The organism is Sinorhizobium sp. BG8 (genome assembly GCF_016864555.1).
Taxonomy (GTDB): Bacteria; Pseudomonadota; Alphaproteobacteria; order Rhizobiales; family Rhizobiaceae; genus BG8.
Genome location: NZ_CP044011.1, coordinates 1,631,985 through 1,653,007, shown reverse-complemented (window position 1 = coordinate 1,653,007; position 21,023 = coordinate 1,631,985). Strand labels below are relative to the sequence as shown.

Sequence of the window (21,023 nt, the reverse complement as noted above, 5' to 3'; positions counted from 1 at the left end):
GCGTTATTCCGGGCGTTCGCAGACGGCGGAAATCTTGTTGCCGTCGAGGTCGCGCACGAAGGCGGCATAGAAATTCGCATGGAACGGCCGCAGGCCGGGCGCGCCCTCATCCGTTGCGCCATGGGCGAGTGCCGCGGCATGGAAGGCATCGACCGCCGCGCGGCTCGGTGCGTCGAGGGCAATGGTCACGCCGTTGCCGAAGGTCGCAGGCTCCCGGTTGAACGGCTCGACCACCCAGAAACGGCAGCGCACGTCCTCATCGGCACCGTAGCCGATCTCGTCCTTCGCCTGCTTCTGGCGGCGATAGCCGAGGAGCGGCAGGACCGCATCGTAGAAGGCGCCCGCGCGGGCCAGGTCGTTGGTGCCGACGGTGACGTAAAGCAGCATCAGCCGTCCTCCTCGACCTCGGCGGCCTGCGCGGCCTTCCGGCCCTTGAAGCCCTTGGCAAGAAGGAACATCTCGACCGATTCGGCGCGTGAGGCGCCGGGCTTCACATGAATGACCTGGCGGAAATTCTGCTTCAGCATGTTGAGAAGGTCACGCTCGGTCCCGCCCTGGAAGGTCTTGGCCAGGAAATGGCCGCCTTCCCCCAGCACTTCGACCGCGAAATGCGCGGCGACCTCGCACAGGTGCATGGTGCGCAGGTGATCCGTCTGGCGGTGGCCGGTGGTGGGCGCAGCCATGTCGGAGATGACGAGGTCCGGCGTTCCGCCGACCGCCTCGATCAGCTTTTCCGGCGCCTCGGGGTCGAGGAAATCCATCTGCAGGATGCGCACGCCGGGCAGCGGATCCATTTCGAGGAAGTCGATCGCGGCGACCCGCGGATCCTCGTCCGTGGAATCGGTGACCTTGGCGGCGATCTGCGACCAGCTTCCGGGAGCCGCACCAAGGTCGATGATGCGCCGCGCGCCGTTCAGGATGTGGTGGCGTTCGTCGATTTCAAGGAGCTTGAAGGCCGCACGTGCCCGATAGCCCTCGAGCTTGGCGCGCTGGACGTAGGGATCGTTGATATGGCGCTCGATCCAGCGCCGCGAGGACGCCTTGAGCTTGCCCTTCTTCACCTTCTGGCCGAGCTTGCGGCCCGTCCGGTTTCCGCCGATCGGTGGCTTTGTCATGGAGTCTGGCCCTCCGAGGGCCGGAATGGCGGAAGTTGCCCCTGGGGTGACGACGGTGCCGACCGCGGCGCCAGACGCCGTCATCGGCCATCATGTCCGTCAGCAGCCCTTCCCTCAGTCCCCTGTCGGCGACCCGCATGCGTGTCGACGGCCAGCGCTTGCGGATGGCTTCCAGAATTGCGCAGCCCGCGAGCACCAGATCGGCACGATCCGGCCCGATGCAGGGATTGGCGGCCCGCGCCGTGAAATCCCAGGACAGCAGGCGGGCCTGCATGGCGCTCACCTCGTCGTCGGACAGCCAGACGCCATCCACCCTTCGCCTGTCGTAGCGCGGCAGATCGAGATGCACGCCGGCAAGCGTCGTAACCGTGCCCGACGTGCCGATGAGATGGAAATCGTCCGGCTCGATGCAACCGGCGTCATCGGGGCAATGGAAGCCCGCGAGCATCCCCTCGACTTCCGAGACCATGGCCGCGAAGCTTTCCGGCGTCACATGCTTGCCGCCGTGACGTTCCGACAGGGTGACGACGCCGACCGGCAGCGATGTCCAGTGGGTGATGTGGTTGGCAAGACGGCTCGAGCGATTCTCGCCGATGCGGATCACGGCAATTTCGGAGGAGCCCCCGCCGATATCGAAGAGGACGACGGACTTCGCCTCGCGGCCGACGAGCGACGAGCAGCCGGAAACGGCAAGCCGCGCCTCGGTCTCGCGGTTGATGATCTCGAGATCCAGCCCCGTCTCGGATTTGACCCGTTCGAGAAATGCCTCGCCGTTTTCGGCCGCGCGGCAGGCCTCCGTCGCGATGAGGCGGCTTCTGCGGATGTTGCGGTTGCGGAGCTTCGCGGCGCAGACCCTGAGCGCCTCGATCGATCGCTCCATCGCCTCGTCCGAAAGGCGCCCGCTCGCCGCCAGCCCCTCGCCGAGGCGCACGATCCGCGAAAAGGCGTCGACGACGCGAAACTGGCCGGGACGGGTGGGCTGAGCGATCAGAAGCCGGCAATTGTTGGTGCCGAGGTCGAGCGCCGCATAGAGCGGCTGGTCGTTCCACTGACCATTCTGGCCTTCGAACTGCGGCTGCGGCATCGGCTGCCGCTGGGCGGCGATCGGTCCGGCTTCCGCCGCAACCCGCTCGCTGCGCGGCTTGGCATCGTCGGCACGCGAGACGGGAACGGATACGGCGGGAGCCTTCTCCGCCGTCTTCAGCGCCCTCGCCTGCGGGCCGCGGTGGCCGCGATTCTTGCGACGGCCCTTGCGTCCTTCGCCTTGGGATCCATTGGCCTGGGAAACGCCGTGCTCTCCGACGGGAACCGGCGGACGCACATGCTCGCCGCCCTGCTTTCCGCGCCGGCGGCGTTTGCGCTTGCGGGCGGGATCACCGCCTTCTGCCATCGGTGGGCGCTGTTCCGATCCGGTCTTGCCGGTCGGGTGGCTCGCGGTCTGGGTGCCCATGGACGGATTGCGTCCGTCATGATGCCTGCCCTTGCGGCGGCGCGACCGCTTCGGTCTCGCCTGTCCATCCACGGCCTGCGCCCCGGAAACGGGCGGCCTGGAGCCGCTGTCGGGGTCGTTCACGTTACTGCCTACGGCGCCGCGCAAAGCCATTGAGACTGCAGCAGGCGCTCTCTCGATTTTCGTTGGCGCGACATTACCAGCGCTCCGCCCTTTCGCCAAATTCTTTTTGTGACGGGCAAAAGACATCGTCGAAAACATATTTGAATAAGCTGCATATGCCCCTTGATCACTGCCGCGAATATGCTAAAAGGCGCCACGAAACGGGAACGAGTTCTGCCTGACCGGGGCAGAAGAGGCGACAAACCTTAGTTCCCGCGCCCGTCAAGCGATCTCTTTCGCTTCAAGGATTGGGGAATAGGTTAACGGTAGACCCACGGACTCTGACTCCGTTAGTCCTGGTTCGAATCCAGGTTCCCCAGCCAACTTTCTCTTGAAATTCCAGATACCTGCAGAGTGGCGCGCACCTCTGGTCGTGCCTCGTAGTTTTCCTCGGGCTCGTCAACTTAGCTCGAGTCGAATGAGTGCTGCTCCCCTATGGACAGAGCGAATATTCGACAGATGAAGCCGCCTGGGTGCGTCGCCCGCTGTTGGCGCACATTTGTTATGGCGCTCCATCCCCCCACGCAGCACAACGCGAAATTAGACTTCCTGTCATCACGGCGTATGCCCCACCGCGTGCTGAACCAGTCCCCTCCCCCTTCAGGATTTGTCCAATCCACCCCAGTTTAAGCCATGAAGCGACTGTGAACTTGTGATAGCGGTTTATCTGTTATGCAATCACAAGGGGCAAAGTATGCATATTGCTAAAATGATACTGACAATCGCATTTGCAGCGTCTTTCATTGCGTTCACTCAGCCGACCGACAGCTTCGCGGCATCGAAAAAGCCTGCCGCTCAGGCGGCGTCCTGGGACGGAACCTGGGCGGGCAAATGGAGCGGCAAATCGTCGGGCAAAGTCACCATCAAGAACAACAAGGTGACCTCGTACTACTTCCAGGGACGTGCTCAGAAGGTGGGCGGCACCAAGGTGTCCGGCAAGACGATCCGCTTCGGATCGGGATACAGCGTGACGATGACCTTTACCGGCGCCGATACAGCCAACGCGGTATGGAAGGGCGATGGCACGGCCCAGGCCAGCATGAGCCGCCGGTAGGTTTTAGAAAACCAACACCTCACGTCATCTGAAGTGCAAGGCCCCGTCATCAGGAGACGCTCCGGGACGGGGCTCCGTGGCACAATACTTGAGCGAACCGATAAGGTTTTAGCGGCATTCGGTGAACACCGCCCGAACGCACCGTGAACTTGATGGCCACAATCAGGATTTTTCGGAACTATTCATGAACTTCCACGCCCGTTGATTTTCATCCAACGGGTGAGACAGGGCGGTTTCAAATTCGATTAACCGGCCCGTCGTATCGTTCGAGCATGGTCGACAACGTCTACAAGTTCAGGCGCGTGAAATGGGGCGACCCACGGCAGAAGTTGAAGGTTCTCAGCGAGGACATTCACGCCGCCTCTGGCTCGACCGCCTGTCGCCCATGGTGTTCTGGGCGCTGGTGGTTTTCGCGTGGCTTCTTGCCTTTGCGATGACCGCCAGCATGTCCTTCTTGTTCTGAGCGGCCGCGGGTCCGTGGCTCCCGCCGCTCGTGCGGCCTAGTCCTCGAAGCGATCAGTCTCGTCGCGATCGCGGTCGTATCGTCTTTTGAGCGGAAAAGGCGGCAACCAGGATTCGCGACGGACGGCCCAGAGCTCGTAGGTCGGCACCAGTTGGTCAGGGGCGTCCAGGGATCCCAAGTTCACTTCGATTTCGTCCGCGGTGCGTGAGAAAACGGACGAGCCGCAACGCGGACAGAAATGTCGCCCGGAATAATCGCGTGTCTCTCCAACGATCGTCACCGCATCCTGAGGGAATATCGCCGAGGCGTGGAACAGGGCGCCATGATGCTTGCGGCAATCAAGGCAGTGACAAAGGCCGACCCGATAAGGGCGCCCCGACGCCACAATCCGGACATTGCCGCACAGGCAGCCACCCGTGAATCGGTCCATGCTGCGCCTCCTCTCAAACCAGCTGGGCGGAATCCCTACAACGAGGGGCCGCTTCAATGCAATTTTCCGCCAAGGGAGAGGGCGGTCCAGGCGCCCACTGTTTGGGTGGGGCACGATGCCCGGTCCTGCGGGTTCCCAAGGGTAGTCTTCGGCACGAATTGTCCGCCGCACTGAAGCGCGCGCGCCTATCCATGCGTTCGGGCGTAGTCGGGGATCCGGAAGCGGCGGCGATAGTTTCCCGGGGTAAGCCCGGTCACGCGCTTGAACAGGCGGCGGAAGAAGGCGGGTTCCTCATAGCCGACCTGCCAGCTGATCTCGTCGACCGAGGCCTCGGTGCGCTCCAGGCGGCGCTTGGCATCCTCCACCCTCAGGCGCTGTACATAGGCGATCGGGCTGAGCCCGGTGGCACCCGTGAACCGACGCTTGAAGGTGCGCTCGCCGAGCCCGGCGCTTCGGATCATCTCCTCGAGCGGATTGGCGACGGCGAAATGCGCCGCCACCCAGTCCTGGGCGGCCTGGATCGCGACGTCGCCATGGTTGTTGCGTCCTTCGAAGACGATATACGGCGCAAGACCGTCCTGATGCCATTGCAGGGCGAAGAACCGCGCGACGGCCTGTGCGGCTGTCGCTCCCGCATGACGCCCGATCAGGTAGAGGACCAGATCGTGCCAGGTCATGGAGGCCCCCGAAGTGATCAGTTCCTCGCGCCTGCCGGAAACCACCAGGACGCGTTCCGGCCGTATCGGCACGGCGGGAAATGCCGCCTCGAAGGTTCGGGCGTAGCCGAAATGCACCGTCGCATCCGCCCCGTCGAAGAGCCCCGTCTCGGCGAGGAGGAAAAGCCCCGAGCAGGCCGAGCACAGGAGTGCGCCTCGGCGATGCATGGCGGCAACCCAGTCGACGATTTCCGGATGCGTCCCCTTCCGCCAGCCGTCCGGCCCGAGCAGGAGTGAGGGAACGATGATGATGTCAGTCTCATCGAGCTCGGAGATGCCGCGTTGCACCGTCACGGGTACGCGGCTTGCAAGCTGGAGCGGCCCCGGCTGCAACCCGACGATCTCTACGCGAAACGGGGGCGGCGCGGGCGACGTGCGGCCGGGGATGGGCAGGATCGCAAAGGCGTTCATGACGTCGAAGATGCCGCTCAGCGTCGAGACCACCGCCTCGGGAACGGCGACGAGGCTGACATGGAGAGGTTCCGATCCCTTCTCGAAAGTGTCGCGCGGCACTTCAATCCCCCCAAGGCTCAGGAACAGCAGAATAGCGCCATGCCCGCAACAGGGCCATATGGCCGGTGCGTGCAGCGCCGGCGACGACCGGTCACCTCCCGATTTTCGCCCTTGGTGGCACGAACGGCCCGTTTGTGGACAGTCCGGCTCTCACATGCCGCCGGTCCTGGTGCGATGCTCTGGCAAGACTTCGGATCCCCCGATGCGTGAAAAGGAGACTAGAAGATGGATCAGCACAAGGCGAAAACGATCAATTCCGCGAAACTCGATGCCCTTCTCGGGCGTGCGGTTGCGGATCTCTCGGCCGGCTATGGCGGCGTCATGGTGAGCCTCGGCCACCGGCTCGGCCTCTACAAGGCGATGGCGGAAGCAGGCCCCTCACCTCGCACGAGCTCGCGGGCCGCAGCGGCTGCGCCGAACGGTATGTGCGCGAATGGCTCGGCTCACAGGCTGCCGGCGGTTACGTCGCCTATCATGCGGTCAGCGACACCTATGAGCTCACGCCCGAACAGGCTCTGGTCCTTTCAGACGAGGACAGCCCGGTCTTCATTCCGAACGCCTGGGCCGTTCCGGCGTCGATGTGGGCGGACGAGGACAAGGCCGTGGAGGCTTTCCGCACCGGCAACGGCGTTTCCTGGGGCGACCATGACGGGCGGCTCTACTGCGGAGTCGCGGCCTTCTACCGCAATGCCTACAAGGCAAGCCTCGTCCCCGAATGGTTGCCGGCGCTCGAGGGCGTCATCGAGAAGCTCCAGACCGGTGCGCTGGTCGCCGACATCGGATGCGGCCACGGCCACTCGACGGCGCTCATGGCGGAAGCGTTTCCCGCGTCGCGGTTCCGCGGTTTCGACACACACGGGGAGTCCGTCGCGGAGGCGCAGAGGATTGCTGCCAATGCGGGCGTCGGCGGGCGTACCTCCTTTTCCGTCGCGCGGGCGAGCGACTATCCGGGCACGGGTTACGACCTCATCTGCTTCTTCGACTGCCTGCACGACATGGGCGATCCGCTCGCGGCGGCGAAACACGCGGCAAGCGCCATTGCACCTGACGGCACTGTCATGCTGGTGGAACCCTTTGCCAACGACCGGGTCGAGGACAACATCTCGCCCGTCGCCAGAATGTACTATGCCGCATCGACGACCATCTGCTGCGCCCATGCGATTTCCGACGGCGGGCGCATGGTGCTCGGCGCACAGGCCGGTCAGGCACGGCTGGCGGAGGTGTTCCGCAAGGCGGGCTTCACCCGCTTCCGCCGCGCCATGGCGACGCCGTTCAACCTGATCCTCGAAGCGAGGCTCTGAGGCTTGTCAGGCGGCCGCAACCTGTTCCTCGGTGAGGAAGCGCGAGAGCCTGCTCAGGCCCTCGCGCAACACCGCTTCGGAATTCGCATAGCCGATGCGCAGATACCCTTCCATGTCCATGGCACTGCCCGGCGTCAGCATGACGCCTGTGCGCTCGAGGAGCCTCGTGCAGAAGACTTCGGACGAGAACGGAAGGTTATACTTGAGCAGCGCGGTGGTCCCGGATCGGGGCTTGGTCCAGGAGATCAGCGGCTCCCCTTCCACCCACTCCTCGAGGATTGCGAGGTTCGTCCGGGTAATCCGATGGCTGCGGGCGAGGATCCTGTCGCGGTTTTCGAGAGCGATCGCCGCGAAGTGGTCATCGAGCATGCCGACGCTGATCGTATTGTAGTCGCGATGGACGGAGACAGCGTGAATGAGCTCGCTCCGCGCTGCGATCCAGCCGAGCCTGAGACCTGCCAGTGAAAAGGTTTTCGACATGCTGCCGGTGCTGATCCCCTTTTCGTAGAGATCCGCGATGGAGGCGGTCATGCCCGAACCTTCCTGGTCGGTGCCGCGGTAAACCTCGTCGCAGAGGATCCAGGCTCCCGATGCGCGGGCGATCTCGACGATCCTGAGGAGGAAGGCGCGGTCCATCAGGGCGCCCGTTGGGTTGTTCGGATTGTTGAGTGCTATCAGCTTGGTGCCCGGGGTCGCGAGGCGGCCCAGTTCCTCGAGATCGGGGAGGAAGCCGTTTTCCTCCCTGAGCTTCAGGATCCGGACGTCGGCGCCATAGCTTTCCGGAATGGAATAGTGCTGCTGGTAGGTCGGCAGCACCGAGATCACCCGGTCGCCCGGCTCCACCAGAGTCTCGTGCACGAGCGCATTGGCGCCGATCGCGCCATGGGCGACGACGATGTTCTCCATGGACTGCTTCTCGTAGAGATCCGCGATCAGCCCCCTGAGGCGCTCGCTTCCCTCGATTGCACCATAGGTCAGCTTCATCGGCAGGAGCTCTCCCAGGATCGCGTCACGCTTTCCGGCCATGTCGAGGAGTTCGGCAACCGTCAGTGACTCGACGCAGGTCTCGGCGAGGTTCCACTCGCATCTCGTCTCGTAGCGGTTCATCCATATTTCGACGCCGAAATCGCGGATCTTCATCGTGTCGTTCCTTCCGTGGTTTGCGGTTGCCACGCAGAGCCCTTAGTCCTTATCTGAGGGAATGCCCTGATAGCGAAGGCTTCCGGGGCGCGGCGCAATGCGTCGCCAAGCCGTTGACCTGGCTCGGCTGATCGTTTGAAAGTACCGTATGAGCAATATATTGCACAGTCAAGGACGCGGTGACGTTCTCGCCCATGTCTCCGGAAATCTGAGGCGCCTGCGCCAAGAGGCCGGCCTCAGCCAGACGGCGCTCGCCCAGGCTTCCGGCATCAGCCGGCGGATGATCGTCGCGGTCGAAAAGGGCGACGCAAACATCAGCCTTTCGAGCCTCGACAAGCTTGCAGCCGCGATCGGCGTCGGTTTCGTCGATCTGGTGCGCGATCCGACGGTGGAATCCCGGACCGACATCAATGAAGTCACCTGGCGCGGCACGCGCGAGGAGAGCTGCGCCGTCCTTCTCGGTTCGGCCCCGGCAACGAGCGAAGCGCAGATGTGGCTGTGGGCGCTCGGGCCCGGCGAGCGCTATGACGCCGAGCCCGACCCGCCGGGCTGGCATGAAATGATCTTCGTGATGGAAGGGACGCTACGGCTGGAACTGTCGGGCAAGGTCCGCGACTATTCTGTTGGTTCCTTCGCGGTCTACAGCACAGCCCAGGCCTATTCCTACAGCAATCCCGGGCCTGCCGGAGTTCGCTTCGTGCGCAACGTGATTTCGTGATGCCAATCGGAGACCGGAGGTCGAAACAACGAAACCTCGGGATTTCGTGACGACCGGATACATGCAAAGGAGCGAGCGGACCGCCTACTGCATCGATGTTGCGGAATCCTCGTCGGGCTTGGCATCGGCGACCTCGGCCAGCAGGCTGTAGGCAACATAGTACTTGTAGATGTTGCTCACATACTGGACGGTCTCGCGCCCCACTATCGAGGCGGCCGCATTCTCGACATTGCCGAACCAGATGTCGGGATTGAGCCCGAGCTCCGTCGCCTTCTTTCGAAACTTCCTGAGATTGCCTGGTCCGGCATTATAGGCGGCAAAGGCCATGAGCATCCGGTCGTGCGGCAACATGTTCGGCTCGTTTATGTAGGTATCCGTCAGATAGCGCAGGTATTTCGCACCCGCTTCAACGTTGCGGTCCTCGCTCTCGGCTATGTCGCCGATTCCAACTTCCTTGCCGGCCGCTGTGGCGGGAAGGAGCTGCATGATGCCGACCGCCCCGCGCGGGCTGCGGCGCGATTGCTCGAGCTGGGATTCCTGGTAGCCCTGCGCGATCAGCATCAGGTGGTCGAAGGAATAGGTGCCGGCGTGCTTTCGAAAAATGGCAAGGAGCATCTTGAACCGCTCCACATCGGCAGTGGCATAGGCGCGCTTCAGCATCTTGTCGCTCTTGAAGTACTTCTTGCGAAGAATGTTTCCGAAGGTCGTGCCTGCCTTGTGTTCGGCGGCAAAGGCGTCGAGCACCTCCTTGAGCTTCGGACTGCCCTTGCGGATGGCCCAGGCGATCTGGCCGTCCATCGATAGCGCGATGTCTTCGTGCACCTTGAGGTCAGTGAACACTGTCGACCAGATATCGGCCTTGTACTCGTCCACGATCGTCCAGGAGAGCAGGCCGGCATTGACCATCTCCATGATATCCTCGTCCTCGAGGTTTTCATCAATCGGCCTGATGCGGATCTCTGGCTTACCCTCGCTGCGAAAGCGCTCGTTGAGGGACACGATATGCTCGAAGTAGCTGCTGGTCTGGCGGACGAAGACTTCCTTGCCGGCAAGGTCATCGAGGCTGGCGACCGGCGGAGCGGAGGGACCGGACACGAGGACTTCGCGCGCCTTGTCGTAGATCGGCGCGCTGAAATCGACCAGGGCGAGCCGATTGGGAGTGATCGTGAGGTTGGCCATGATTATGTCGCCCACGCCCTCGTTCAGCGCGGGAATGAGGCGGTCCCGGCTGGTCGGGATGAAGGCGATGCGGATCCGCTCGACCTCCTTCTTCCTGTCCTTGTTCAATTCCTTCTCGAGGGCGGTGCCGAACTCGACGGCGGTACCCAGCTGCTGGCCCTTGTCGATGAAGTAGATCGTCTTGCTGTAGGGCACCAGGATACGGATGACCCGCCGCTTCATCATGCCGTCGAGATCGTCGACATGGGGCTTCAGAAGCAGGCTGAAAATGGGTGATTCAGCCGATTCGGCAGTGAACCCGGCACGAGGATTTCCCACGACAAGAGACACCGCGAACAGCAGCAACGCGAGCAGATAGGGCATGGACAAGAACCCCCGGACAAAAACCTGCGAGACAGAGCACACCGGCCATCCGACGCCTTGTGCGTTCGGCCACGGATGGCATTGCCAGATTGGTTACAGCCGGCAACGCTACCGTTGCCGCCGCACCGGCATCACAACAAAAGCAGCTTCTTCAACAAGGACATGACTTCCTTGAATGGCACCCTGTTTATGGCAACGATCGTGTAAGGCAGGAGTGCCGCGGCGGAGACCGGCAGGAGCGTCGACCGGTTCAACAGAAACGTCGACATCTTGCGGGTGGTCTCGTACTGTTTCGACGGGTCCGGCACGTCCTGGACTTGCGCGGCCTCGGCTGCGCTGTTGGCGGCGATGTTGTCGTCGATCAACTTCCGTTCAGCCAGCCGGTGATACTGCGTCGCGCGCGCGCCCAGACGTGCAAGCGTAGCCTTCTTGAGATTGCCCAATGGCCGGGCAAAGGCTGAAAGCGGGAACGCGAAAAGTGCGTGAACGATCAGGAGCCAGACCACCATCAGGATCGTGATGTTCGTGATCGTCGCCGTCTCGTGCAGCACATTCTTTGCAACGGCGGCGGCGACGGCACAGCTCACACCGAAAATGAACGTCATGTAGGCGTTCGGGTAGTCAGCGAGGAACCCCAGACCGGCGCGGCCATCGGGATGGGTCGAGACCAGTCGAAGCTCGAGACTTGCCACCTTGCGCAACAGCAACGACCAGACGAAGTGCCTCCACAATCCGCGCAGTGCCAGGAACCAGAACAACGGTATGCTGAAGAACACGGTCCACCAGCCGGCAAGCGTCAGCGTATTGCCCGCCGGCGAGGCAATGACCGACCAAGACGACTTGTCGACGGTGTATAGATGCCGAAGGGCAACGCTTGCGGCTGTGTACGCGATCACCAGGCAAGCAATCTCGGCAATGCGCGAGTTGCGCCGCCTCAGGGCAACATTGACCGCCTGCGCGGCGGCCGGAAGCGATTCCGGCGCAATGATCGGAGCAGCTACCACGTGGCGCAGCCTCTGGCGGAGGCCTTGTTCGACCTGTTGCTCCGCAAGCATGAATGCGCCGATTGCAATGAAGAACTTGGCCCATGCGCCGACATCGAGGAGATAAGGCAGGCCGCTCGTCGAATCGAGCGACAGGCTTTGCGGCAAACCCAGCACAAACGGAACGGCCCAGGCGATCCCGATGAAAATCAGGGCACGTTCAAAGGTCTTCAACGCACGCTCGTGCAGCAGCCCAAGTCTCTTCTGCAACTCGAAGAAAGGGCCACCGTGGGAGGCGAGGTAGTCTTCGATTTCCTTCGATTGGCTCGCTCGTCCGTCACTCATGCAAATTCTTCCCTTGGCATGGTGCGCAAACTGGAATCGAAGCGCTCAGTCCTCAGTGACCTCCCAAGTGTCACCCGGATTGAATTGGCGTATCCCGGCCGCAATTTTCTCCGTGTCGTTTCCAAGGTCCGCCTGATAAACGACGCCATTGGCGTTCGTGACAAAGGTATGGACGCCCGTCTCGCCGTATCTGACGGGCCATGCGACCAGTCCGAAACCGGCAATCAGGTTGCCGTTGATGATGTAGTCGAACTTGCCGCCGGCAATGTTCGGGCCCTGGCTCGTGAGAATGCGGTAGCGGTAGCCGAAGTAGCCCTCGCCGGCCTTTACCTTCTCGAGCACCCCGGCAGTCTCGAAAGCGTCACCGGCCGGGCTATCGCCGAAGCCGAGGTCCGGTGACCAATAGAGTCCGTCCGTCTTGCCCTCGCTGCTCATCAGCTTCTGCGCGTATTCCAGCACACCGTCGTCGTCGTGATCCACCGAGGCGTATTCCTTTTGCGCGTCAATGTAGTCGCGCATCGTCTCGATGGTCTGGAGTTCGTTCTCGCCGACCCGGCGATTGATGATCTCCTCGAAGCCGGTGAAGGTATCGAAGGCCCACTTGCCGTCGTCGCCCTTGGCGAGCGGGAACGGGAACGGCCAGAGCTTGTCGCCGATATCGAGGATCTTGTCGCCTCCCTCGTCGCGCACGACCAGCTTCTGCTTAACGCCTTCGCGTATTTCCCCGTAGGTCTCCATCGCACCCTCGTCCGTCTTCACCTTGGCGGCGTCGAGGCCGAGAAGTTCTGCCAGCTTGTCGAAGTCATCGGCGGCAAGCGCCGCCTTGAATGCCTCGACGGCCTTCTCCGGGCTGTCGAAGGTCGGCGGCTCCTTCTCGGAGGCAAATCCGGAGATGACCGTCGCCTCGGAAGGTTCCGCAGCGAAGGGAGTTCCCGGCACGGTAGCGATCCCCGCGAGCGCGATGGTGAAGACCGAACCCAGAACCATATTTCTGAATGTCGTTGTCATGGCTGTCTTCCTTGTTGCCCGCGATCAGCGACGACCGCCGCCACGTCCACCGCCACCGCGATGACCACCGCCACCGCCTCGATGACCGCCGCCGCCGCCCCGGTACATGGTCTTGTGGCCACGGCTTGACGACATGCTTCTGCCTCCGCCGCGATTTCCGCCGCCCATGGCCTGGCGGCCACGGTTGGACTGCATCTGAGTGCGCTTGCCACTATCGACACGCCCAAGCGCCGACGGCTTCTTCGGCCTGTTGTCCGCGCGTGCGCCCGGTTTCGGCTTGCCGGACTTGCGATCGATGTTTCCCTTCGCCTTCACATTAGAGGCCTTGTTGCCCGGCCTCGCAGCCTGGCCTGCCCTGTTGCCTGCAGTTGCCGAACCGATCTTCTCTCCGCTCGGCCTGTTCGCCCTGTCGCCACCCGGCCTGTTCGCCCTCTCGCGGTTGATCCTATCCTTGTCGATCTTGCTTTGACGGACATCCTTCACGCTGACACCCGACGCCTTGTTGCGGATGTTCTTGTTGCGGTCGCTGCCAATGGCATTGGCCTTGGACTTGAAGCTGTTGCGATCGTTCGCCTTGATGTTGTTCTTCAGCGCGTTGCGATCGATGTTCTTGAACTGGTTCTTGTCGAAGTTGATCTTGCTGCGGTCGACGTTCCTCCAGTCGATGTCCTTGCCCTTGAACTTTCCGTCGAGGTCAACGTTGTTGAAGCACTTGTTGCAATCGACATCGATGTCCCCGTCCCAGTCTCCGCCCCAGACGCCCCAGTCATCCCAATCGACAGCGGCCGCCCAGAGCCCGCCTGTGATCGCTCCGGCAAAGAATGTTGCCGTGGGAAGATAATAGTTGGGGTACGGCTCCGCATAATAGGAAACCGGCTCCGGCGGGTAGTTGTCCTCATAGAGCATCTGAGGGGCGTACTGCGGCACATAGATGGTCTCGGGATTGGCCGACTGGATCACGACATTCTCGTTTTCCTCAGTCACCTTCATCTTGTCGTCGGTCTTGATGATGCCGTCCGCGACCGCCTTGTCGCGCAGTTGCTGGATCGCGACCAGCACGTCCTTCTGCTGATAGGAGAGAGCATCGCCGAGCGACTGGGTCCAGTCGAGGTCGTCACTCATCATCTTGACGACCTCAGGGTAGTTCAGCAGCGAGATGATGCTGCCGTCCCAGCTATCCTTCGGCTTGAGGTTCTTGTCCTTCTTGAGATTTTCCAGATACCGCGCGGCTTCCACGACCTGCAGTGGATAGAGCGATGCGGACGTCACGAGTGCCACGAGTTCATCGGGATAGAGCGCGATGCGGGCGACGAGAACTTCAAGCTCGTCCTCGCTTAGCGGATCGGGCGCCTCGTCGTCGGTTGCCTGTGTGGTGGCCGCCGCTGCTGTCTGTTCCTGCGCTGTAGCGGTAGAATAGAGCGATCCCGACAGGGCCAGGATGAGCCATAGGGCCGTTGCCAGCCGAAATCCATTCGTACGAGACATTTTGCTCCACCTCCCAATGCTGCAAATTCCCGTCCTGGAAAGTTCAGAGTATCTCCTTATTCTTCATCTGCAAGTATAAATGTCAAAAAGCCGGATTCTTCTCGGTCCCGAGTGAGAAATCCAGCTAACCAATTCCTAATTACTATCTATGTCTCTGTTTTCTTGGGCCAATTTTAATTCGTTTTCGAAGATGCAGAAGGGCTGGCAGCAATGGCACCCCACGAATGTCCATCCGCGGCTACACTGGCGACCCGAAAAGACGTTCGTCAGTGACACCCTACATTCAAAGAGAAGCAATGCTCATTGCAGTGCCACCGTCGAAGGATCGGGCGCGCCGACACGGATCAGCCGGGAAAAGTCCGGCGCGAGGCCGGCGGCCTGAGCACGCTTGTCGATATGGGCGAGCGATCGCAGCTCCTCGAGCGAGTAGCGCATGTCGAGGGCGCCGCGATCATAGGCGTACTCAGGCAAGTAGCCGTTGACAATCAGCCGCCAGTCAAGCGGAACGCGGTCACCGATGGCACGCATCATTCTGACGACCACCGTCGTGCAGTTCGTGGTGACGGAGTTGTAGAATTGCGGAGCGGCCGCCAGTGCGTTGGCATCCTCCACATACGCTAGGAGCAGAGCGCGAGCCGCCGCGGGCGAAGCTTTCAGGCGATAGATCTGGACGTCTTCTCCGCGAACGTTCGACCTGACACCGACCACGTCGCGCTCGTCAGCCGCCACGATCACCAGGGCATTGCTCTTGAAAAAGTCGGCAATGGGCGAGAACTGGCCACCGACCCGCCGACGCACCTCCACCGACCAGGCAAGGTACTCGCCACCCTCGAACCCGAAGCTCATGATGACATGGGCGATGTCCGGCCCCGACCAGTAGGACATGAACAGGTCGAGCGATCGCAAGCCGTTGAGATCGTAGGTTCGCGTCGTCCAGCGTTCGGTGAAGTCGGTCTTGCTGCGCCATTCGAAATCCCGCACGTCCGTAAGCGTCAGCGTGTCACCCTCGAGCGATCCCGTCACCTGGCGTGCGACGTCCGGCGCCCAGTCAGCGCTTGCGGGGGGCTTTATCGTGCTCCACCAGCCCAGCACACCCGCGAATGCGACAAGAAAGAGGACGACGGCCCGGATCCGCATTCGCGTGAGCAGGGCGACGATCGTCGCCAGACCCGCCAGAGCTGCGACACAGGACGCAACGGCTCTCACAAGCTCCGGCGCCGGCAGGCGATACCACAGCGCAAGGGTTGCCCAGGTTGTTGCAACGGCAATGGAAACTGAGAAAAGGATAAAAGCCAGAATACCGATGATGAGGCGCAAATCACGCTCCTTGCCGCAGGTCACGGGCCAGTATGGCAACAGTTCCGGCCAAACCCCGGCGCCGGCATAGTTTCCACCCATCATACACATCAGGACGCGCGAAAAATACGTACGCGACCGGATTACAACCTGCACTTCTTGAGATGCCGGCTGACCCCTGCGGCGTACATCATGGTGCCGCGGCCGCCGTGGTCACTGCATCGAAGAGAGCTTCGAAGCGCGGCTTCGCACGGGCGGGGAAATCAATCGCCCGATAGCTTTCCGGCAACTGCGCGTCGCCGACCTTGACCAGCAACACCATGCCCATGCCGTAGTGCGGAGAGCACTTGATGCCGTAGAAACCGGCCTGATCGAACCGTACCGTGATCTCCTCGTTGATCCTGCCCTTGAACCCGGGATAGCCGTCCGGAACCATCCCGTCGATGGTGGCGGCGTTGTGGCTCTTGTTCGTGGCGATGAACCTGATGCTGTCTCCGGACTTCAACGCCAGGAAATCCGGCTCGAAAACCATGGATCCCTTCTCGCCCCGGTTCAGCATCCGGACCTCGAAGGTCTCGGCCAGGGCGGACGGCGGGGCGGCGAATGCAATCGAAGCGACGCACAATGCTTTGAATAACGCAGTCATGAAAATCTTCTGGCCAGTTCTGGTTCGGTCGTTGAAAATCCGGGCGCTCGATAGCGGATATGGCAGCCATGCTCGCCTTCATGTTCGACATGGACGTCGACGCCGAAGACCGTATGAATGCGTTCGGCATTCAGCACCGCGCGCGGGCGGCCCAGTGCTGCTATGCGGCCGCCGTTCATGACGGCGATGCGATCACAGAACATGGCGGCATGGTTGAGATCGTGGAGCGCGGCGACCACCGTCAGCCCCTGTTGCCGAACCAGATGCAGCAAACCTATCTGGTGGCCGATATCGAGATGGTTCGTCGGTTCGTCCAGGAGCAGGATCTTGGGCTGTTGTGCCAGTGCACGCGCGATGTGGAGGCGCTGACGCTCTCCACCGGACAGCGTATGCCACATGCGCCCCGCAAACTGCGCCATGTCGACGTTGCGGATCGCCTCGTCGACGATGCCGTCATCCTTGATCGACCAGGGCGAGAGAGCGCCGAGATGGGGCGTGCGGCCAAGTTCGACCGCCTGGCGCGCCGTTATCCGCTCGCCCGTCTCGGCCTGCTGCTCGACCAGCGCGAGGCATCGTGCGACCTCGCGGCGTCCAAGATCCTGCATCGGCTGTCCATCCAGGAGCACGGTGCCGGACCGGGGTCGCCGGATACCGGCAAGCAGGGACATCAGGCTGGTCTTGCCGGAACCGTTCGGCCCGACGATACCCAGGAACTCGCCGGGAACGATATCAAGCGACACGCCTTCCAGGATGGAGACACCCCCGGCCGACCATGAGACCTCGCGTGCGGAGAGTTTCATGCAGCAGCCCTCCGCTGTCCCAGAATGAAGGCGAAGGCCGGTGCACCGAAAAGCGCCGTGATCACGCCGATCGGCAGGACCTGTCCGGGAATGATGACGCGGGACAGGATATCGGCCGCGATCATGAACACGGCCCCAATGAGGGCCGAGGCCGGCAACAGGAAACCGTGCCGGACACCGACGATCATGCGCGCCGCATGGGGTATTACCAGCCCGACAAAACCGATTGAACCGACGATGCTGACCATCACAGCAGTCACCATGGCCGAGGCACCAATCAACACGACATAGACCCGGCGAACCGGGATGCCGAGAGATGCGGCAGACTCTGACCCGAAGGTGAAGCCATCGAGCGCCCGCGAATGCCATAGACAAATGACAAACCCGACAATCGCGACGGGAAATGCGAGCCACACATCCGGCCAGCGAACCCCGGAGAGGTTGCCCAGCAGCCAGAACATGATGCCGCGCGCCTGCTCGGCGTTTGCGGCCTTGGTGACGATGAAGGACGTCAGCGCATTGAAGAGCTGCGAACCAGCGACGCCTGCCAGAATGATCGCGCCCGTGCCTCTCCCGGCACGCATGGAGAGCAGGCTGACAAGGCCGAAGGCAACAAGCGCGCCGAAGAACGCACCGATCGGCAGCGTGAGCAGTCCGCTGCCGAAACCGAGAATGGCGACACTGACCGCTCCCGTCGATGCACCTGCCGAAATGCCGAGGATGTAGGGGTCGGCAAGCGGGTTGCGCAGAAGCGACTGCAACACGACCCCGGACACAGCCAGGGCCGAGCCGCAGCAGGCGGCAACGACCGCGCGGCTCAGGCGGTAGTTCCAGATGATGCCCTCGTCGATGGGGTCCAGAGAATAGCCCGCATGCCAGAGGCGGTTGGCAACCGTCTTGGCAACCACGTCCATGGGTATGGCCGTCTCGCCGATTGCCGCGCCAAGCCACAGCGCGACAACGAGCAGGACAAGCGCCAGAACCGTGGCGCTTGTCCGCGACAATGACGCGGTCACACCGGTCACTGGCCCAAACCGGATTTCTCGATCGCGTCGGCCAGAACCTCGATGCCTTCGATCGTGCGGATCGTCGGGTTCATTGCCTGGGCGTCCATTTCGACGACATGGCCGTTCTTCACCGCGGACATGAGGCTTGCAACGGGATCGGACTTCAGAAACTGACGCTTGACCTCGACGTCATCCGCCGGAAAGCGGCGGCGCTCCATCTTGCCCGCAACGATGATCGTCGGGTCGGACTTGGCGACGGTTTCCCATCCGACGGTCGGCCATTCCTCTTCGCTGTCGATGACATTCTGGATGCCGAGGGCCGACATGATGTAGCCGGGCGCGCCGTTCCTGCCGGCGACGTAGGGATCGATGTCGAGTTCGGCGCTCGAGAACCAGAACACGGCCGAGAGTTTGCCGTTCGCCGAAGCGATCTTCCTGCGTGCCGCATCCTCGCGGGCCTTAAGCCCCGCAACCAGCTTCTCGCCGCGTTCCTGCACATTGAATATCTGCGCCAGGTCGGCGATTTCCTGGTAGATCAGGTCCATGGTGAAGACCGTGTGGCGCACGCCATCGCCTCCACCGCTATTGTCCTTGCCGATGCAATCGGCAGGCGAGGTGTAGACCGGAATACCCAGTTCCTCGAATTGCTCGGGTTTCGCGACGATACCCTCCGGCCCCACATGCCACTGGAACTGGGCCGTGACGATGTCGGGCTTCTTGGCAACCACGCTCTCGAAGCTCGGATCGTTGTCGGCAAGTCGCTCGACCTTGGCATTGGCCTCCTCGAAGCCCTTGATGACCGGCCCAATCCACACCGCGGTGCCGACCATCCGGTCCTGAAGACCAAGGAGGTACATGATTTCCGCGCTGCTCTGGCCGATTGCAACGGCACGATCCGGAGCCTTCTGGAAGGTCACCGAACGCCCGCAATTGTCGAGGCGCAGCGGGTAGGTCGTTTCGGCCGCCAGGGCAGAGGCCCCCATCGACGTCAAAAGGATGGATACAGCACAAAGGCTGATGCCAACGGATTTTCTAAGAATGGTTTTCACAGGTGGATCTCCCCAGATCGGCAAGCCGGCCGCGAACGAAGCGGACCGGCTCGGTCACGGACAGGCAATGTCAGTCCGCGATTTGCGTGGTTGAAGAAGTCAACGAACGGGGAAAAACAGAAGCAGCAAGGCGCACGGCGGCGCAAAAGTGGGTCATGGCGTATCCTGTTCCGGGCATCCCCGCCCGTGACATTGGAGTGAACTCATGACGGCAGGTCTCCTGGCTCGCGGATATCTGCCTCCCATCTGCCTTCCCGCGATCTTCAACTCGCAGTGGCATGACGCTGATGCGTCACGAGGATGGGCGACAATCCGCTTACAGTTGCGGGGGCAGCCACGGTCTTGGTCCCATTCGGGTCTTCCGCACCGTGTTCCCTATTAATCCCGTCGGAGTCATCGTCGGGGAACCGTCGCCGACCACATAACGGCCCGGCATGGCGGAGGTCAAGCCGTATCGGCGAAGGTCGCAGACAGGATTCCGGTTTCTTTTCACGCATATAGAGGGACCATAGCGAAGGACCCGGGCCGCAGATGGCGCCGTATGGTTTCCGCGCGTCGGCAGGGCCCGGAGCCTCGGGGGGGCGCGCTCTACGACGTCATCCGGGTCGGGCAATCCGACAACCGGGCATAAAAAAACCTCCGGTTGGCCGGAGGTTTGGCGGTCGGCGAGGCGCTTGCCAGTTGTGACCGGCTGCGACTTCTCGCGATATCAGCGGCCGTAGACGGCAGCGCGGATCTGGGAACGGGAGATCCCGAGGTCGCTCAGCACGTGGTCGTCCATGGACTGGAGTTCACGGACAGCCTTGCGAAGCTTTGCATATTCAACGATCTTCTGACGAATGTTCATTTTTCTTCTCCTTTTCAACTTGACGCTCAAATAGGCATTATTTCGCACATGCGGTAGGCATTCGATTGCAAATTAGGCATGCAAGAATCGAATAGCTCCGCCGCAATCCGGACGCAAAGACTGCGGATGGGTAATACCACTGCCCTCGGTCACGAGCGGCCTGCACTCGCAGGCGAGCCAGTCTCACACGTTTTGCGCTTACTCTGCGTGGAGGTTCCGTTCGATCGGCGGACCGACCGCAATATCTCGGAACGTTGCCTCGAACCCCTCCCGCTCGGGTGAACAGGCCATCACTCCAACTTCGGCGTCATCTGCGGCGAAGGGGCAAAGCCTTGCCAGTTGCCAGTGGGCCTCACCGAAACGGAACTGAACCCGCACGGCGTCGCCATGGCGTGTAAGCCGCACAAAGAGGGGATCGGTCGGACCGACGTCCGGGAGCGGAACAACAGACCAGTCGGACACTCCGCGCGTGACCACGACGCTGAAATGCATCAGACCGTCCGTATATTCGATTCCGCACTTGATCCAGTTCGCCTCGTCGATGCGCAGCATCAGACCGGCCTGGTCGTAGAGCTGCTCATAGCCTCCGGTGACCGTCGCGGACGCGGTGAAATCCCCGGTGACGGGACGAAGGAATGCATGGCCGCTGTCGCGAACGAAGCCATAGAATGTCTCGCGCCAGAAATCGGTGCGGGCATCCGTGCGCAGCGTCAGCACCCGGGCATCGCCCTGCCAGTGTGCAGGCTCGTTGAGCCAACGATATGGAAGTTCCATCACGCCTCCCCTTTCGAAATTCGACCGCAGTTCCCATCCTGACGGTCAGACGCCCCCGCAATCTTAGGGGATCGGCGAGCGCGAATCACCCCTCTCCGCAACCGGCGTTGGACGTGATTCGCCCGCAGCTATTGCACCGCAGCATCAAATGGGTGGCCGTGGCGGGACAATAAGGCGGT

At 62.1% G+C, this 21,023-nt stretch carries 18 protein-coding genes, 1 tRNA gene, 2 pseudogenes and 1 riboswitch; of the genes and pseudogenes, 4 read left to right on the top strand and 17 right to left on the bottom strand.

Annotated features, from left to right (window positions below; all coding sequences use genetic code 11):
• Nucleotides 1–3 precede the first annotated feature (3 nt).
• The 3 genes and pseudogenes from F3Y30_RS07610 to F3Y30_RS07600 form a co-directional block, all read right to left on the bottom strand.
• Nucleotides 4–387: a VOC family protein gene (locus F3Y30_RS07610; RefSeq protein WP_203425865.1), complete on the bottom strand. Its 384-nt coding sequence runs from the start codon at nt 385–387 to the stop codon at nt 4–6.
• The gene (locus tag F3Y30_RS07605; protein WP_203425864.1) at nt 387–1,115 is read right to left on the bottom strand and encodes an RlmE family RNA methyltransferase; all 729 of its coding nucleotides are present in this window, start codon (nt 1,113–1,115) and stop codon (nt 387–389) included. Before F3Y30_RS07605 ends, F3Y30_RS07610 begins: the two co-directional genes overlap by 1 nt.
• A 49-nt stretch (nt 1,116–1,164) precedes the next feature.
• Nucleotides 1,165–2,688 (bottom strand): annotated as a pseudogene (locus F3Y30_RS07600) (Ppx/GppA phosphatase family protein); the annotation flags it as partial.
• Nucleotides 2,689–2,976: 288 nt separating this feature from the next.
• On the opposite strand from F3Y30_RS07600, the gene F3Y30_RS07595 reads away from it, so the two are divergent.
• Both F3Y30_RS07595 and F3Y30_RS07590 read left to right on the top strand, forming a co-directional pair.
• Nucleotides 2,977–3,050 (top strand) — tRNA-Gln (locus F3Y30_RS07595).
• Nucleotides 3,051–3,421: 371 nt separating this feature from the next.
• Nucleotides 3,422–3,781 carry a hypothetical protein gene (locus tag F3Y30_RS07590; RefSeq protein ID WP_203425863.1) on the top strand — a complete coding sequence of 120 codons (360 nt, stop codon included), beginning with the start codon at nt 3,422–3,424 and terminating at the stop codon, nt 3,779–3,781.
• A 500-nt stretch (nt 3,782–4,281) separates the two neighbouring features.
• On the opposite strand, the gene F3Y30_RS07585 is transcribed toward F3Y30_RS07590, so the two are convergent.
• Together F3Y30_RS07585 and F3Y30_RS07580 are read right to left on the bottom strand one after the other, a co-directional pair.
• Complete coding sequence (locus tag F3Y30_RS07585; RefSeq protein ID WP_203425862.1) at nt 4,282–4,674, bottom strand: GFA family protein; 393 nt, start codon at nt 4,672–4,674, stop codon at nt 4,282–4,284.
• 185 nt (nt 4,675–4,859) lie between these two features.
• Nucleotides 4,860–5,903 carry a helix-turn-helix domain-containing protein gene (locus F3Y30_RS07580; RefSeq protein WP_203425861.1) on the bottom strand — a complete coding sequence of 348 codons (1,044 nt, stop codon included), beginning with the start codon at nt 5,901–5,903 and terminating at the stop codon, nt 4,860–4,862.
• 225 nt (nt 5,904–6,128) lie between these two features.
• On the opposite strand from F3Y30_RS07580, the pseudogene F3Y30_RS07575 reads away from it, so the two are divergent.
• Nucleotides 6,129–7,204, top strand: a pseudogene (locus F3Y30_RS07575) (class I SAM-dependent methyltransferase).
• A 6-nt stretch (nt 7,205–7,210) separates the two neighbouring features.
• Here the strand turns inward: F3Y30_RS07575 and F3Y30_RS07570 are convergent.
• Nucleotides 7,211–8,344 carry an aminotransferase gene (locus tag F3Y30_RS07570; RefSeq protein ID WP_203425860.1) on the bottom strand — a complete coding sequence of 378 codons (1,134 nt, stop codon included), beginning with the start codon at nt 8,342–8,344 and terminating at the stop codon, nt 7,211–7,213.
• Nucleotides 8,345–8,492: 148 nt separating this feature from the next.
• Between F3Y30_RS07570 and F3Y30_RS07565 the strand changes: the two genes are divergently transcribed.
• Nucleotides 8,493–9,062 (top strand): XRE family transcriptional regulator, encoded by a 570-nt coding sequence (locus tag F3Y30_RS07565; RefSeq protein WP_203425859.1) that lies wholly within the window; start codon nt 8,493–8,495, stop codon nt 9,060–9,062.
• 84 nt (nt 9,063–9,146) lie between these two features.
• On the opposite strand, the gene F3Y30_RS07560 is transcribed toward F3Y30_RS07565, so the two are convergent.
• The 11 genes from F3Y30_RS07560 to F3Y30_RS07510 all read right to left on the bottom strand — a co-directional run bounded on the left by F3Y30_RS07560 (nt 9,147) and on the right by F3Y30_RS07510 (nt 20,844).
• A complete protein-coding gene (locus F3Y30_RS07560) occupies nt 9,147–10,604 on the bottom strand; it encodes a lytic transglycosylase F (protein ID WP_203425858.1) in 1,458 nt (485 codons plus the stop codon).
• A 131-nt stretch (nt 10,605–10,735) separates the two neighbouring features.
• Nucleotides 10,736–11,932 carry a hypothetical protein gene (locus tag F3Y30_RS07555; RefSeq protein ID WP_203425857.1) on the bottom strand — a complete coding sequence of 399 codons (1,197 nt, stop codon included), beginning with the start codon at nt 11,930–11,932 and terminating at the stop codon, nt 10,736–10,738.
• A gap of 45 nt (nt 11,933–11,977) precedes the next feature.
• Complete coding sequence (locus F3Y30_RS07550) at nt 11,978–12,940, bottom strand: DUF2950 domain-containing protein (RefSeq protein WP_203425856.1); 963 nt, start codon at nt 12,938–12,940, stop codon at nt 11,978–11,980.
• Between the two features lie 24 nt (nt 12,941–12,964).
• A complete protein-coding gene (locus F3Y30_RS07545) occupies nt 12,965–14,425 on the bottom strand; it encodes a DUF3300 domain-containing protein (RefSeq protein ID WP_203425855.1) in 1,461 nt (486 codons plus the stop codon).
• Between the two features lie 300 nt (nt 14,426–14,725).
• A complete protein-coding gene (locus F3Y30_RS07540; protein WP_246752903.1) occupies nt 14,726–15,742 on the bottom strand; it encodes a DUF4105 domain-containing protein in 1,017 nt (338 codons plus the stop codon).
• Between the two features lie 169 nt (nt 15,743–15,911).
• Nucleotides 15,912–16,367 (bottom strand): pseudoazurin, encoded by a 456-nt coding sequence (locus F3Y30_RS07535; protein ID WP_203425853.1) that lies wholly within the window; start codon nt 16,365–16,367, stop codon nt 15,912–15,914.
• Nucleotides 16,364–17,167: an ABC transporter ATP-binding protein gene (locus tag F3Y30_RS07530; protein ID WP_203425852.1), complete on the bottom strand. Its 804-nt coding sequence runs from the start codon at nt 17,165–17,167 to the stop codon at nt 16,364–16,366. The genes F3Y30_RS07535 and F3Y30_RS07530 overlap by 4 nt, the downstream gene beginning before the upstream one ends.
• Complete coding sequence (locus F3Y30_RS07525) at nt 17,164–18,192, bottom strand: iron ABC transporter permease (protein ID WP_203425851.1); 1,029 nt, start codon at nt 18,190–18,192, stop codon at nt 17,164–17,166. The genes F3Y30_RS07530 and F3Y30_RS07525 overlap by 4 nt, the downstream gene beginning before the upstream one ends.
• Nucleotides 18,189–19,157, bottom strand: a complete 969-nt coding sequence (locus F3Y30_RS07520) for an ABC transporter substrate-binding protein (protein ID WP_203426518.1) — start codon at nt 19,155–19,157, stop codon at nt 18,189–18,191. Before F3Y30_RS07520 ends, F3Y30_RS07525 begins: the two co-directional genes overlap by 4 nt.
• Nucleotides 19,158–19,415: 258 nt before the next feature.
• A riboswitch (cobalamin riboswitch) is annotated at nt 19,416–19,650 on the bottom strand.
• A gap of 282 nt (nt 19,651–19,932) precedes the next feature.
• Nucleotides 19,933–20,070 (bottom strand): DUF1127 domain-containing protein, encoded by a 138-nt coding sequence (locus F3Y30_RS07515; RefSeq protein ID WP_203425850.1) that lies wholly within the window; start codon nt 20,068–20,070, stop codon nt 19,933–19,935.
• Nucleotides 20,071–20,268: 198 nt separating this feature from the next.
• On the bottom strand, nt 20,269–20,844 hold the full coding sequence (locus F3Y30_RS07510; protein ID WP_203425849.1) for a DUF1349 domain-containing protein: 576 nt from the start codon (nt 20,842–20,844) through the stop codon (nt 20,269–20,271).
• Nucleotides 20,845–21,023 lie beyond the last annotated feature (179 nt).